The organism is Streptomyces sp. NPDC059909 (assembly GCF_042730885.1).
Taxonomy (GTDB): domain Bacteria; phylum Actinomycetota; class Actinomycetes; order Streptomycetales; family Streptomycetaceae; genus Streptomyces.
This window is the reverse complement of sequence record NZ_JBHWKX010000012.1, coordinates 4,651-17,606: the sequence shown is the minus strand read 5'-3', so window position 1 is coordinate 17,606 and position 12,956 is coordinate 4,651. Positions and strand designations below refer to the sequence as shown.

Genomic DNA, 12,956 nt, shown 5'->3' with positions numbered 1-12,956 from the left:
TGTCCGGCTCCCTCCTACTTCCCCCAGAGGCGGGAGGGTCCCCCCCCCCTGGGACCCCCCCCCCCAGAAACCCCCACGCTCCCCTGCCCCCGCAACCCCCCCCGGCCCCACGGTGGTGAGAGTGTCAGCTCTGCGCGCTCGCCCCAGTGGAACCGCTGTCGTCCTGGGCGGCCTCCTGGCCCTGGGCGCCCTGAGTGCGCTCCTTCATCTTGCGCAGCAGCTCCTGCTTCTGGTCCGAGGCCGCCTTGCGCTCGGCGTTCCGCGTCGGACCGTTTCCTTGCTGGTCGGCGCGGGACAGCTTCTTCCGCTGTCCGCCCACGCCGAGGAGGTTGTTACGGCTCTTGGCCACGGGGTTCTCCCATCGTGGTGAGAAGTGATCCGGATGTCATCTGGTGGGGGCGGGACAGAGCCGCCGCACTCTCACTCGTAAATCTGGAAGAAGGAAAACATGCGGGCGACGCTACCGCCTCGAGACGGGCCGGAGCATCCGGTTTTCCACGGGCCACCGCCATCACTGATCGGGCACACGGGATCACGGCGCTGACATCTGACGACTGACAGATATTGAAATCTGTCAGTCGTCATGCCATAGTCGTTACACGACATCCCCATCCCTCCCCCAGGAGTCCCGATGACGTCCAACGTCCCCCACCCCATCCCCACCCGCACCCTCGGCACCACCGGCCCCGAGGTCTCCGCCCTCGGCCTCGGCGCCATGGGTATGTCCGCGCTGTACGGAGACGCCGACCGGGCCGAGTCCATCGCGACGATCCATGCCGCGCTCGACGCCGGGATCACGCTGATCGACACCGGCGACTTCTACGGAATGGGACACAACGAGCTGCTGATCAACGAGGCGCTCCGCACCGCGCCCGCCGCCGCCCGCGAGAAGGCGCTCACCAGCGTGAAGTTCGGGGCGCTGCGCGATCCGGACGGAGGCTGGGGCGGTTACGACGGCCGGCCCGCCGCCGTGAAGAACTTCGTGGCGTATTCGCTGCAGCGCCTCGGTGTGGACCACATCGACATCTACCGGATCGCCCGCGTCGACCCCGATGTCCCCGTCGAGGAGACGGTCGGGGCGATCGCCGAGCTGGTCCAGGCGGGTCATGTCCGGCACATCGGTATGTCGGAGGTCGGTGCGGAGACCCTGCGCCGGGCGGCCTCGGTCGCCCCGATCGCCGATCTGCAGATCGAGTACTCGCTGATCTCGCGCGGCATCGAGGACGCGATCCTGCCCACGGCCCGCGAGCTGGGCATCGGCATCACGGCGTACGGCGTGCTGTCGCGCGGACTGATCAGCGGCCACTTCAGCGGCGACCGGAAGCTCGCCGCCAACGACTTCCGGGGCATGAGCCCGCGTTTCCAGGGCGAGAACCTGAAGCACAACCTCGAGCTGGTCGAGCAGCTGCGCAAGATCGCCGAGCAGAAGGGTGTCTCGGTCGCCCAGATCGCCATCGCCTGGGTCCTGGCGCGCGGCGAGGACATCGTGCCGCTCGTGGGTGCCCGCCGTCGCGACCGGCTCTCCGAGGCGCTGGGTGCGCTCGCCGTCACGCTCGACGCTGCCGATCTGGACGCGGTCGAGCGTGCGGTTCCGGCGGACGCGGCGGCCGGTGCGCGTTACCCGGAAGCGCAGATGACGCACCTCGACAGCGAGCACTGAGGGCGGTGCTGTCGGACTGGCCGGGTACCGTCGTTGCCATGTCCACCAGCGAGACTCTGACCACCGATCGCATCCTCGAGGCCACGGAGGAGGTGCTGCGTCGTTACGGCCCGGCGAAGGCCACGGTCGTGGACGTGGCGCGGGTGCTCGGCGTGAGCCATGGGAGCGTCTACCGGCATTTCCGTACGAAGGCGGCGTTGCGTGAGGCCGTGACGGCGCGCTGGCTCGGCCGGACGGAGGAGCTGTTGTCGGAGATCACGGAGGCGCCTTCGCGGTCGGCCGAGGAGAAGCTGCGCGCCTGGCTGGCGGGCCTTTTCGAGGCGAAGCGTCACAAGGCGGGTGACGATCCGGAGCTGTTCGCCACGTACTCGGTGTTGATCACGGAGGCCAGTGACGTGGTGGACGAGCATCTGGTGGTGCTGGTCAGCCAGCTGACGCGGATCATCGAAGAGGGTGTGCGCGGCGGGGAGTTCGTGGCGCCGGCGCCGATCTCGGCGGCGCAGGCGGTGTTCGACGCGACGACCCGTTTCCATGATCCGGTGCATGCGCCGGAGTGGCGGCGGGCCACGATCGACGACGAATTCCGTGCGGTGTGCGAGCTGTTGCTGAGCGGTCTTCGGGCCTGAGGCCCGCGGACGTCCGTCACAGGCATCACGGCATCACGGCGTCACGGTCGTCCCAGGCATCACGGCGTCACGGGGTCCCGTTGCCTGCTGCCGGGTCCACCGTGGCCTGGTGGGCCTCGGCCAGGTGTTCCTCAGCCTTGAGCCAGGGCAGGAACTGTGCGCTCTTGCGCCAGCCGCAGGTGTCGCAGGTCAATGCCCGTTGTACGCCTGCTTTCTGGACGCGGACGATGTGTTCGCGGCCGTGCTGGTCCCATCTGCTGACCTTGCTGCTGGTGGTGGACGGCATTGCGGGCCTCCGTGTCGACGAGTGCGCCCAGTGTGCAACGAAGCCCCCGGTTCCGTACCCGGAACCGGGGGCTTCTTGCTGTCGTGCCGGTGAACTGATGTGTGTCAGCAGCCGATGAGGCGGGCCGCGAGGTACGCCTGGATCTGGTCCAGGGACACGCGCTCCTGCTTCATGGTGTCGCGTTCGCGCACGGTCACCGCGTTGTCGTCGAGGGTGTCGAAGTCGACGGTGACGCAGTACGGGGTGCCGATCTCGTCCTGGCGGCGGTAGCGGCGGCCGATGGCGCCGGCGTCGTCGAACTCGATGTTCCAGTTCTGCCGCAGGTCGGCCGCGAGGCCCTTGGCCTTCGGGGAGAGCTGGGGGTTGCGGGAGAGCGGCAGCACGGCGACCTTGACCGGGGCGAGGCGGTGGTCGAGGCGGAGCACGGTGCGCTTCTCCATGACGCCCTTGGCGTTGGGGGCCTCGTCCTCGTTGTAGCCGTCGAGGAGGAAGGCGAGCATGGTGCGGCCGACGCCGGCGGCGGGCTCGATGACGTAGGGGGTCCAGCGCTCGCCGGCTTCCTGGTCGAAGTACGACAGGTCGGTGCCGGAGGCCTTGGAGTGGGCGTTGAGGTCGTAGTCGGTGCGGTTGGCGACGCCCTCGAGCTCGCCCCACTCGCTGCCGCCGAACTGGAAGCGGTACTCGATGTCGGCGGTGCGCTTGGAGTAGTGGGAGAGCTTCTCGGCCGGGTGCTCGTACCAGCGCATGTTCTCCTCACGGAGACCCAGGCCGGTGTACCAGTTCCAGCGCTGCTCCATCCAGTACTCGTGCCACTTCTCGTCCTCGCCGGGCTTGACAAAGAACTCCATCTCCATCTGCTCGAACTCGCGGGTGCGGAAGATGAAGTTGCCGGGCGTGATCTCGTTGCGGAAGGACTTGCCGACCTGGGCGATGCCGAAGGGGGGTTTCTTGCGCGAGGTCTGCTGGACCTGGCCGAAGTTGGTGAAGATGCCCTGGGCGGTCTCGGGGCGCAGGTAGGCGATGGAGCCGGAGTCCTGGGTGGGGCCGAGGTGGGTGGAGAGGAGGCCGGAGAACTGCTTGGGCTCGGTGAACTGGCCCTTGTTGCCGCAGTTGGGGCAGTTGATGTCGGCCAGGCCGTTGGCGGGGGCGTGGCCGTGCTTCTCCTCGTACGCCTCCTCGAGGTGGTCGGCGCGGAAGCGCTTGTGGCAGGAGGTGCACTCGGTGAGCGGGTCGGTGAAGGTGGCGACGTGACCGGAGGCCTCCCAGACCTCGGTCGCCAGGATCACCGAAGAGTCGATACCGACGACGTCCTCACGCGAGGTGACCATGTAGCGCCACCACTGGCGCTTGATGTTCTCCTTGAGCTCGGTGCCCAGCGGCCCGTAGTCCCAGGCGGCACGCTGTCCGCCGTAGATCTCGCTGCACGGGTAGACAAAGCCACGGCGCTTGCTCAGGTTGACGATCGTGTCGATCTTGTCGGCGGCCACGGTGCTCTCTTCATTACGACGACGGGCTGAAGCGAATGCTTCAGATTACCGGCGGGCGCACCCCCCGGATCAAATCGGTTCCGGGTAGGGGGCCTGCCCGCCCTTTGTTGACAATCGTTTCCATGTTTGTTGAAAATGACTGTCATGAACGTACGACGCCTCATACCTGCCCCCGCCGTCGCCGGTGCGGCCGCGCTCGCCCTCGTGACCCTCTCGGCCTGCTCCGGTTCCGCAGGCGCGAAGAACGGCGACAAGAGTGACGGCAGGCTGGATGTGGTGGCGTCCTTCTATCCCATGCAGTATCTCGCCGAGCAGATCGGCGGTGACCATGTCGCGGTCACGACCCTCACCAAGCCCGGCGTCGAGCCGCACGACCTGGAGCTGAAGCCCAGGCAGACCTCCGAGCTCCGCCAGACCGACTACGTCCTCTATCTCAAGGGTATCCAGCCCGCCGTCGACGAGGCGATCAAGCAGGCCGGCGTCGAGAACACCGTCGACGCGGCCACGCTGACCGAGCTGGAGGACCACGGCACCGCGGTGGGCCACGACCACGACCACGGCCATGAGGGCGAGGCCCCCGAGGAGCACGCGGAGCACGGGGGCGAGGAGCACGCGGACGGGCACGGCGCGGAGGGTGCCGCCGCCGATCCGCACGTCTGGCTGGATCCGGTCAAGTACGCCGAGGTCGCCAAGGGCGTCGGCGCCTCGCTGGAGAAGGCCGACCCGGCGAACGCCGCCGACTACAAGAAGAACACCGACGCACTGGTCACCAAGCTGAACGGCCTGCACACGAACTTCGAGCAGGGCCTGAAGAACACCGCCACCAGGACCTTCATCACCACCCACTCCGCCTTCGGCTATCTCGCCGAGCGTTACGGCCTGGAGCAGGAGGGCATCGCGGGCGTCGATCCGGAGAACGAGCCGAGCCCGGCCCGTATCAAGGAGCTCCAGACCATCGCGAAGCAGGACAAGGTCACCACCGTCTTCTTCGAGACGCTCGCCAGCGACAAGACCGCGAAGGCCCTCGCCAAGGACGCGGGCCTGAAGACGGACGTCCTGGACCCGCTGGAGGGAATCACGGAGCAGTCCAAGGGCGATGACTACTTCGGGGTGATGGAGTCCAACCTCGCCGCGCTGCAGAAGGCTCTCGGCGCGAAGTGACCAGCAGTATTGCAGCCGTTGCGGCGGCAGCGGCAGCGACAGCGACCCAAGCGGAAGCAGCAGCCGAGGCCGAGGCCGACGTCGCAGCCGAGGCCGAGGCCGACGTCGCAGCCGAAACCGCCGCCGTGGCGACAGCAGCAGAGGAGCAGTTGTGAGCGTGAGTGATCCCGTCATATCGGTCCGCGGGGCGAGGGCCACGCTCGGCTCGCGCCCGGTGCTGCGTGGTGTCGACCTCACCGTGGAACCCGGTGAGGTCGTCGCGCTGCTCGGCGCCAACGGCTCGGGCAAGTCGACGCTCGTGCGATCGTTGATCGGCCAGGTGCCGCTCACGGGCGGCTCGGTGTCCCTCTTCGGTACGGAGCTGCGCCGGTTCCGTGAGTGGTCGCGCGTCGGGTACGTGCCACAGCGCACGACCGCGACGAGTGGCGTCCCGGCGACCGTCCGGGAGGTCGTGTCGTCGGGCCGGCTGTCGCGTACGAAGCTGCGTTGGCCGTCCAGGGGCGACAGGGCGGCCGTGCAGCGGGCGATCGAGCTGGTCGGGCTCGCCGACCGGACGAAGGACGCGGTGAGCGCGCTGTCCGGCGGTCAGCATCAGCGGGTGCTGATAGCCCGCGCGCTGGCGACCGAGCCCGCTCTGCTGATCATGGACGAGCCGATGGCGGGTGTGGACCTGGCCAGTCAGGAGATCCTCGCGGCGACGCTGCGCGAGCAGGTCGCGGCGGGGACGACGGTGCTGCTGGTGCTGCACGAGCTGGGTGCGCTGGAGCCGCTGATCGACCGGGCGGTGGTGCTGCGCGACGGCTGTGTCGTCCATGACGGGCCACCGCCCGAGGCCGTCGGGCAGCATGCGCTGCCCGGCCACGACCATGTACATCCGCACGCGGCCGACGAGCCGCTCCGCACGGGACTGCTGACCTGATCATGGAATTTCTCCAGGACCCCTTCATGCAGCGGGCGCTGCTGGCCGCGGTGCTCGTCGGGATCACGGCTCCGGCCGTCGGTGTGCATCTGGTGCAGCGCCGGCAGGCGCTGATGGGCGACGGCATCGGCCATGTCGCGATGACGGGCGTCGGCCTCGGCTTCCTGCTCTCCACCAACCCCGTGTGGATGGCGACGCTGGTCGCGGTGGTGGGCTCGGTCGCGATGGAGCTGATCCGGGCGTACGGGCGCACGCGCGGCGACATCGCGCTGGCGATGCTGTTCTACGGCGGTATGGCGGGCGGCGTGATGCTGATCAACCTGGCGCCGAACGGCTCGAACGCGAATCTCACCTCGTATCTCTTCGGTTCGCTGTCGACGGTCTCCGACGAGGACGTGACCGCGATCTGTCTGCTGGCGGGGTTTGTGCTGCTGGTGACGGTCGGGCTGCGGCGGCAGCTGTTCGCGATCAGCCAGGACGAGGAGTTCGCGCGGGTCACGGGGCTTCCGGTGCGGGCGCTGAATCTGCTGGTGGCCGTGACGGCGGCGGTGACGGTCACGGTGGCGATGCGTGTGGTCGGTCTGCTGCTGGTGAGCGCGCTGATGGTGGTGCCGGTGGCGGCGGCGCAGCAGGTGGCCAGGTCGTTCGTGGTGACGTTCGTCGGTGCGGTGGCGATCGGTACGGCGGTGACGCTGTCGGGCACGGTCGTCTCGTACTACCAGGACGTGCCGCCGGGGGCGACGATCGTATTGCTGGCGATCGGGTTGTTCGTGCTGCTGACGGTGCTGGTGACGCCGCTGGCGCGCCGGCGGGCGAGGGCCTTGGAGGCGGTGGAGGCGGAGTGCGATCTGGACCTTCCGGTCACGCGTCGCCCGACGGTGGACGGTGCCACGGACGGCGTCCGGGTCTGATCCGGGCCCGCGGCCGGGCCGGGCCGGGATGTGCGCCTGGCAGAATGGCCCGTTGAGGAGCGGCGGAACGTAAGGAGGCACCTGTGGCGACTGCTGGACCCCCTGTACGCGGCCGGTCGACCCGGCAGCGGGCTGCGGTGGCGGCGGCGCTCGACGAGGTCGACGAGTTCCGCAGTGCGCAGGAGCTGCACGACATGCTCAAGCACCGCGGCGATTCGGTGGGCCTGACGACGGTCTACCGGACGCTGCAGTCCCTTGCCGAGGCCGGCGAGGTCGATGTGCTGCGCACCAGCGACGGCGAGGCGGTGTACCGGCGGTGCACGTCCGGTGAGCACCATCACCATCTGGTCTGCCGCGTCTGCGGCAAGGCGGTCGAGGTCGAGGGCCCGGCCGTGGAGCAGTGGGCGGAGACGATCGCGGCGCAGCACGGCTATGTGAACGTGGCGCACACGGTGGAGATCTTCGGTACGTGCGCGGAGTGCGCGGCGGCGCAGTAGGCAGGTCGACGTGAAGGGGCCCGCACCGGATGCCGGTGCGGGCCTCTTTCGCGTACGTCAGACGCGGGTGGTGTGCCGGTCCAGGACGGCCCGCAGCCGGTCGGCGTCGTCGGGCGTGCTCAGCCCCTGCTTGGGCAGGACCTCGAGGCACATGATGTTGGGGTCCCGGCTGAGGAGGACGAAGTGGCCGCGCGTCTCCCGGTAGCCCTGGAGCACGGACCACTTCTGGATCAGCGTGCTGTGGTCGGTGCTGCAGGTGATCCCGGCCGGGGACACGGTGGTGCGGTACTCGCCCTGCCATCCGACGATGCGCTGCACATGGGCGGCCTGTATTCGCGGATAGCCCCACACGAACAGGACGACGAACAGGAACAGAGCGGTCGAGACCGGCTCGATGGTTCCCCGGCGTACGGTGCCGAGGAGATGGACCCCGGTGAAGAGTGTGAGGAACACGCCCCGCAGCAGCAGCCCCGTCCGCTTGATCCGTTCTCGGACCCGCAGGCCGACCAGCGTGTCGGCGGGTTTCGGCCGGTAGACCAGCTCGACCGCCTGCCCGTCAGCGACCTCATCGGCGAGTTCCGTGCTCCGGCCTTCTGCCATGGCCCCTCCCCTGTGCGACGACCTGCGGATCCTACTGGCCTCAGTGCCGGAGCGGACGGCCGCCGTGGCGGGGCAGGTGGCGGTCGAGTATGCCGCGCAGCCGGTCGGTGTCGGCCTTGCCCAGGGAGCGCTTCGGCAGATAGTGCACGACGAGCAGGTACGGCGCGGGGGTCAGCAGGACGAATCCGGCGGCGGTTTCCACGTATCCGCCGAGGCTCCGCCAGCCCCGGCGGGTCTCCATGTGCGTGCCCGCGAAGCGGACGCCGTCGTCGCCGGAGTCGGCGACGGTCGCGGTCCACGGCCCGAGCGGGGCGCCCATCCTGGCGTGCCGCGCGGCCAGGGCACCTGTCCTGGCGATGAGGCCGAACAGGATGCCGAGGAAGGCGATGCCCGTGGCCAGGACGCTGTTCGTGAAGAGCAATACCGCCACCGCGAAGAGCACCGGTGCGGCCAGCCCCTGCAGCCGGCCCTTGATCCCCCGTACCCGCCCGCGGGCGTGGAACGCGTCGGACCAGTCCGGCTGGCTCAGTTCGTACCTCAGCTCGACGGCGGCGTCCGCCGCCATGCTCTGCCCCTCGGTCACGGCCCCTCCCCGGTGCTGCTTGGTGACGGGCCGTGATCGTAACGGATGGGTCAGACAGCCGGGTTCTCGGCCGGGTCCTTGCCCTGCATGGCGAGGAGTTCCTCGTTCGGGATCGCCCCGCCGAAGCGGCGGTCGCGCTGCGCGTACTCCAGGCAGGCCCGCCACAGGTCGCGGCGGTCGAAGTCGGGCCACAGCACGTCCTGGAAGACCATCTCGGCGTAAGCGCTCTGCCAGATCAGGTAGTTGGAGGTGCGCTGCTCGCCGCTCGGCCGCAGGAAGAGGTCGACGTCCGGCATGTCCGGGTAGTACATGTACTTCTGGATGGTCTTCTCGGAGATCTTCGACGGGTCGAGCCTCCCCGCCTTCACCTCCGCCGCCAGCGCCTGCACCGCGTCCGCGATCTCCGCACGCCCGCCGTAGTTCATGCAGAAGTACAGCGTGAGCCCGTCGTTGTCCTTGGTCTGCTCCTGTGCGATCTGGAGCTCCTTGGCCACCGACTTCCACAGCTTGGGCATGCGGCCCACCCAGCGCACGCGGATGCCGAGCTCGTCGAGCTGGTCGCGGGTCTTGCGGATGAAGTCACGGTTGAAGTTCATCAGGAAGCGCACTTCGTCCGGCGAGCGCTTCCAGTTCTCGGTGGAGAAGGCGTACAGCGAGATGCTTCCGACGCCCATCTCGATCGCGCCCTGCAGTACGTCCAGCACGCGCTCGGCGCCGACCTTGTGCCCCTCGGTGCGCGGCAGGCCGCGCTCCTTGGCCCAGCGGCCGTTGCCGTCCATCACGATCGCCACGTGGTTCGGCACCAGCTCACCGGGGATCTTCGGCGGGCGTGCCCCTGACGGGTGCGGCTCGGGGACCTTGTACTCGCGGCGGGAACGTCCCAGGATTCCGCGTCGTGCCATGGGGGTCACACTCTCCTAGCTTCGCTTCCTAGCTTTTCTCTACGTACCGCAGCGAGCGCAGGCCGCGCTCCAGGTGCCAGTGCAGGTAGGCGGACACCAGTCCGCTCGCCTCCCGGACGTGGCGTGCCTCGCAGGCGTCCGCCGTGTCCCAGTCTCCGGTGAGCAGTGCGCTGAGCAGACCGATGGCCTCCGCAGAGGGTACGACGCTGCCGGGCACCCGGCAGTCGCCGCATATGACGCCGCCCGCCGCGACGGAGAAGAAGCGGTTGGGCCCGTGGAGGCCGCATCGTGCGCAGTCCTCGAAGCTGGGCGCGTAGCCGTTGACGGCGAGGGAGCGCAGCAGGAACGCGTCGAGGATGAGGTTCGGCGCGTGCTCGCCCTGGGAGAGGGAGCGCAGGCCCCCGACGAGCAGCAGGTACTGCTGGACTGCCGGCTCGCCCTCGTGGTCGGTGAACCGTTCCGCCGTCTCCAGCATGGCCGTTCCGGCGGTGTAGCGGGCGTAGTCGGTGACGATCGCGCCACCGTAGGGAGCGATGGTCTCGCTCTGTGTGCACAGCGGCAGTCCGCGTCCGACGAGCTCGCTTCCGCGTGCGAAGAACTGCACGTCCACGTGCGAGAAGGGCTCCAGTCGCGCCCCGAACTTCGACTTGGTGCGCCGCACCCCGCGTGCGACGGCGCGGACGCGCCCGTGGCCGCGGGTGAGGATCGTGATGATCCGGTCCGCCTCACCCAGCTTCTGGGTGCGCAGCACGATGCCGTCGTCGCGGAACAGACTCATGGGTCCATTCTCGCGTACGGACGCGGGCCGGTGGGCTGCGCCCCGGCACTCGGGGTCATCCGCGGGTGATCCCCGCCGGAAGGGCGGGAACGGGTTGTCCCCGGCCGGTACGGTACGAAGACCAGCCCCACCCGCACCGGAGGTCCCTGTGAGTGCGCAGCCCGATGGCCCGTACGGGCCTCTGATTCCGATGCCCGAGCTGACGCCCGACGCTCTGCGGGCAGCGGTGTCCCGGATCGCTCCCAGCCGCCTCCCTGCCCTCACTCAGCACCTGTTCGAGGCGACGACGAACGCTCAGCAGACGCGGAGCCTCGCCCCGCTCCGGGCCTTCGTCCACTCCTGGGCCGTGTTCATCGCGATCGAACGTCATCCGCAGCGCGCCGAGCGCCTGCGTGAGCTGGAGCGGATCGTGAACGCGGGTGAGCAGGATCCGACAGAGGCCATCGACGAGATCCGCCGGATCCGCGAGGCGGCGGAGGCAGAGGCCGGCCTGTGACCGACTGGACCTGGACTGCAACCCGAGCGAGGAATACGTCACCAAGGGGCTGCCGCCCGGAGTGGTGGCCGAGGTGGAGCGCCTGACCACCGAGCTCGCGGCACTCGGCGCGGACTCGGTCAGGGTCGGCAGGCCGATCGACCGCGAGGGCGGGTTGCGGGAGTTCGACATCCTCGGCGGACGCGGCTTCATCAGCTTCCTGCCCGTTCCCCGCCACGAATGTGTGTACGTCTGCACGTCACCTGGTACGGGTGACAGCGCTCACGGCACCTCGCCGCGGCTGCGCGCGTTCGCGTAGGCCGTCGCCGCGCTGAGGCGCTCCTGGGCGGTGGCGATGCGCAGCGTCTCCGGGGCGCAGTCCCATTCGCGGCCGCCGCCGATCGGTCTGAGCTGGACGTACGGCCCTTCGTGGCCCATGACCTGCCCCACCTGTCCGGTGCTCGTGTCGATCACGTACGACCCCACGGCCGGTGCCGTCATCGGTCCGCCTCCTCCCCCGGTCCGGGCAGCGCGGCGGCCATCCGCCGTGCGGTCTCGACCGTGCAGCGGCCCAGCTCGACCAGCGCCCTCGGGCTCCGGCCGGCGCACGTGACCGGGTCCAGTCCGAGCGACGGCAGCGTCACTCCGGCCCGGGCCAGCGCGTCCCTCAATTCCGCCACAGCCGCCTCGGCGTCTTGGAGATGGTCCATTTCTTCCACGGCGCTCCTGTCGTCATGCCTCGGATTCTTTTTCTGCCTTCCCCTCATGAGTGTGAGGACACAGACCTAGAATCGGCAGACATACGCGCGCTACAACTGCACGGCAGCACAAAGGAGTTAATCCATGGCCAACGCAGGTAAGGGGCGAGGGGTGGGGTCCAGGCGGGCGGCCTGGGAGTTCTTCGGCCAGGAGCTCAAGGCCAGGCGGGAGATGGTGGGGCTGACGCAGGGGGAACTGGGGCGGCGGGTATTCGTATCCGGGGGCTACATCGGCCAATTCGAACAGGCTATTCGGAAGCCGCAGAAGGACGTGGCGGGCCGGATCGACGAGACGCTGCAAACCGACGGTTTTTTCGAGCGGATGTGGAAGAAGCTGATCGCCGATTCGCCGTACACGGAGTACTTCGCGCATGTGGCGGAGCTTGAGCGACTGGCGACGAAGATCTGCGAGTACGCGCCTGCGGTGGTGCCTGGACTGCTCCAGACCGCGGAGTACGCACGGGCGGTGTACCTGGCGAGCAACCCGCTCGCCGATGAGGAGTACATCGAGGACATGGTCAAGGCGCGGTTGGACCGCGCCCCGATCCTCAAGGACGCTACACGGCCGGTGTATTGGGGCGTCCTGCATGAGACCGTGCTGCGCATCCCGGTAGGAAGCCCGGTCGTGATGGCCCAGCAGGTGGACCACGTCCTGGCGATGATGCGCGACCGCAAGGTGCTGGTGCAGGTGCTGCCGTTCTCGGCCGGGGCGCACCCGCAGATGGGCAAGACGCTCAAGCTCATGGAGTTCGAGGACGCCCCGCCAACCGCCTATACGGAGTCGGTGCTTTCGGGGAATCTGCTCGATGATCCAGCCGTAGTGAAGCGGGCCCAGGCCGATTACGATCTCCTGAGGGCCGCCGCACTGTCGCCGGAGGCGTCCCTGGCCGTGATCGAGTCGGTGGCGGAGGACTACAGACGATGCGCGAGTACGACCTGAGCACCGCCCGTTGGCGCAAGAGCACGTACAGCGGCGGCTCCGGCGGAGAGGATTGCGTCGAGGTCGCATACGACTTTCCGGGCGCCGCCCCGTGGCGCAAGAGCACGTACAGCGGCGGCTCCGGCGGTGAGTCCTGCGTCGAGGTCCTCGACGACGTCCCCGGCGTCGTCCCCGTCCGCGACTCCAAGAACCCCACCGGCCCCGCGCTGATCGTCCCGGCCGCCGCCTGGACCGCCTTCGTGGACGGCCTGGTCAAGGCCTGAAAGCGGTCCGGGGCCGGGGGGGGGGAAAGGGAAGGGAGAAAGGGGGGGGGAGGGGGGCGAGAAGGAGAAGAGCGACCCCCCCACCCAACGGCCAACCGCAGAAGGGGGAG

The 12,956-nt window shown here is 69.0% G+C and carries 20 protein-coding genes; 11 read left to right on the top strand and 9 right to left on the bottom strand.

Going from position 1 to position 12,956, the window contains the following annotated elements; all coding sequences use genetic code 11:
* Positions 1-124: 124 nt before the first annotated feature.
* The gene (locus ACFV9O_RS11195; protein ID WP_385415409.1) at positions 125-349 is read right to left on the bottom strand and encodes a DUF6243 family protein; all 225 of its coding nucleotides are present in this window, start codon (positions 347-349) and stop codon (positions 125-127) included.
* Positions 350-631: 282 nt separating this feature from the next.
* On the opposite strand from ACFV9O_RS11195, the gene ACFV9O_RS11190 reads away from it, so the two are divergent.
* Together ACFV9O_RS11190 and ACFV9O_RS11185 are read left to right on the top strand one after the other, a co-directional pair.
* On the top strand, positions 632-1,660 hold the full coding sequence (locus tag ACFV9O_RS11190; protein ID WP_385415406.1) for an aldo/keto reductase: 1,029 nt from the start codon (positions 632-634) through the stop codon (positions 1,658-1,660).
* Between the two features lie 38 nt (positions 1,661-1,698).
* Complete coding sequence (locus ACFV9O_RS11185; RefSeq protein ID WP_385415404.1) at positions 1,699-2,286, top strand: TetR family transcriptional regulator; 588 nt, start codon at positions 1,699-1,701, stop codon at positions 2,284-2,286.
* A 67-nt stretch (positions 2,287-2,353) separates the two neighbouring features.
* On the opposite strand, the gene ACFV9O_RS11180 is transcribed toward ACFV9O_RS11185, so the two are convergent.
* Together ACFV9O_RS11180 and ACFV9O_RS11175 are read right to left on the bottom strand one after the other, a co-directional pair.
* Positions 2,354-2,572: a hypothetical protein gene (locus tag ACFV9O_RS11180; protein ID WP_385415401.1), complete on the bottom strand. Its 219-nt coding sequence runs from the start codon at positions 2,570-2,572 to the stop codon at positions 2,354-2,356.
* Between the two features lie 104 nt (positions 2,573-2,676).
* Positions 2,677-4,059, bottom strand: a complete 1,383-nt coding sequence (locus ACFV9O_RS11175) for a glycine--tRNA ligase (protein ID WP_385415398.1) — start codon at positions 4,057-4,059, stop codon at positions 2,677-2,679.
* A 144-nt stretch (positions 4,060-4,203) separates the two neighbouring features.
* Here ACFV9O_RS11175 and ACFV9O_RS11170 point away from each other — a divergent pair, with 144 nt between their 5' ends.
* From ACFV9O_RS11170 to ACFV9O_RS11150, 5 genes are all read left to right on the top strand, one after another.
* On the top strand, positions 4,204-5,220 hold the full coding sequence (locus tag ACFV9O_RS11170) for a metal ABC transporter substrate-binding protein (protein WP_385415396.1): 1,017 nt from the start codon (positions 4,204-4,206) through the stop codon (positions 5,218-5,220).
* Positions 5,217-5,375 (top strand): hypothetical protein, encoded by a 159-nt coding sequence (locus ACFV9O_RS11165; protein WP_385415393.1) that lies wholly within the window; start codon positions 5,217-5,219, stop codon positions 5,373-5,375. The genes ACFV9O_RS11170 and ACFV9O_RS11165 overlap by 4 nt, the downstream gene beginning before the upstream one ends.
* A complete protein-coding gene (locus tag ACFV9O_RS11160; protein ID WP_385415390.1) occupies positions 5,372-6,139 on the top strand; it encodes a metal ABC transporter ATP-binding protein in 768 nt (255 codons plus the stop codon). Before ACFV9O_RS11165 ends, ACFV9O_RS11160 begins: the two co-directional genes overlap by 4 nt.
* Before the next feature lie 2 nt (positions 6,140-6,141).
* Positions 6,142-7,050 (top strand): metal ABC transporter permease, encoded by a 909-nt coding sequence (locus ACFV9O_RS11155; RefSeq protein WP_385415387.1) that lies wholly within the window; start codon positions 6,142-6,144, stop codon positions 7,048-7,050.
* A gap of 83 nt (positions 7,051-7,133) precedes the next feature.
* Positions 7,134-7,547 carry a Fur family transcriptional regulator gene (locus ACFV9O_RS11150; protein ID WP_385415384.1) on the top strand — a complete coding sequence of 138 codons (414 nt, stop codon included), beginning with the start codon at positions 7,134-7,136 and terminating at the stop codon, positions 7,545-7,547.
* Between the two features lie 57 nt (positions 7,548-7,604).
* Here the strand turns inward: ACFV9O_RS11150 and ACFV9O_RS11145 are convergent, their stop codons facing one another.
* From ACFV9O_RS11145 to recO, 4 genes are read right to left on the bottom strand one after another with little or no spacing between them, the layout of a single operon-like run.
* Positions 7,605-8,147, bottom strand: a complete 543-nt coding sequence (locus ACFV9O_RS11145) for a YcxB family protein (protein WP_385415382.1) — start codon at positions 8,145-8,147, stop codon at positions 7,605-7,607.
* 40 nt (positions 8,148-8,187) lie between these two features.
* On the bottom strand, positions 8,188-8,730 hold the full coding sequence (locus tag ACFV9O_RS11140; protein ID WP_385415379.1) for a YcxB family protein: 543 nt from the start codon (positions 8,728-8,730) through the stop codon (positions 8,188-8,190).
* 50 nt (positions 8,731-8,780) lie between these two features.
* A complete protein-coding gene (locus ACFV9O_RS11135) occupies positions 8,781-9,632 on the bottom strand; it encodes an isoprenyl transferase (RefSeq protein ID WP_385415376.1) in 852 nt (283 codons plus the stop codon).
* A 28-nt stretch (positions 9,633-9,660) separates the two neighbouring features.
* Positions 9,661-10,410: a DNA repair protein RecO gene (gene recO, locus ACFV9O_RS11130; RefSeq protein WP_385415373.1), complete on the bottom strand. Its 750-nt coding sequence runs from the start codon at positions 10,408-10,410 to the stop codon at positions 9,661-9,663.
* Between the two features lie 190 nt (positions 10,411-10,600).
* Here recO and ACFV9O_RS11125 point away from each other — a divergent pair, with 190 nt between their 5' ends.
* Positions 10,601-10,906: a DUF6247 family protein gene (locus tag ACFV9O_RS11125; protein ID WP_385415370.1), complete on the top strand. Its 306-nt coding sequence runs from the start codon at positions 10,601-10,603 to the stop codon at positions 10,904-10,906.
* Positions 10,907-10,967: 61 nt separating this feature from the next.
* Entirely contained in the window at positions 10,968-11,204 is a 237-nt protein-coding gene (locus tag ACFV9O_RS11120; protein WP_385415367.1) for a hypothetical protein, read from the top strand.
* Here the strand turns inward: ACFV9O_RS11120 and ACFV9O_RS11115 are convergent.
* Positions 11,168-11,386 (bottom strand): hypothetical protein, encoded by a 219-nt coding sequence (locus ACFV9O_RS11115; protein ID WP_385415364.1) that lies wholly within the window; start codon positions 11,384-11,386, stop codon positions 11,168-11,170. The two genes, ACFV9O_RS11120 and ACFV9O_RS11115, sit on opposite strands and share 37 nt — an antisense overlap.
* On the bottom strand, positions 11,383-11,595 hold the full coding sequence (locus tag ACFV9O_RS11110) for a hypothetical protein (protein WP_385415362.1): 213 nt from the start codon (positions 11,593-11,595) through the stop codon (positions 11,383-11,385). The genes ACFV9O_RS11115 and ACFV9O_RS11110 overlap by 4 nt, the downstream gene beginning before the upstream one ends.
* Positions 11,596-11,728: 133 nt before the next feature.
* Between ACFV9O_RS11110 and ACFV9O_RS11105 the strand changes: the two genes are divergently transcribed.
* Together ACFV9O_RS11105 and ACFV9O_RS11100 are read left to right on the top strand one after the other, a co-directional pair.
* The gene (locus ACFV9O_RS11105) at positions 11,729-12,583 is read left to right on the top strand and encodes a helix-turn-helix domain-containing protein (RefSeq protein ID WP_385415359.1); all 855 of its coding nucleotides are present in this window, start codon (positions 11,729-11,731) and stop codon (positions 12,581-12,583) included.
* Positions 12,565-12,846, top strand: a complete 282-nt coding sequence (locus tag ACFV9O_RS11100) for a DUF397 domain-containing protein (RefSeq protein ID WP_385415356.1) — start codon at positions 12,565-12,567, stop codon at positions 12,844-12,846. Before ACFV9O_RS11105 ends, ACFV9O_RS11100 begins: the two co-directional genes overlap by 19 nt.
* Positions 12,847-12,956 lie beyond the last annotated feature (110 nt).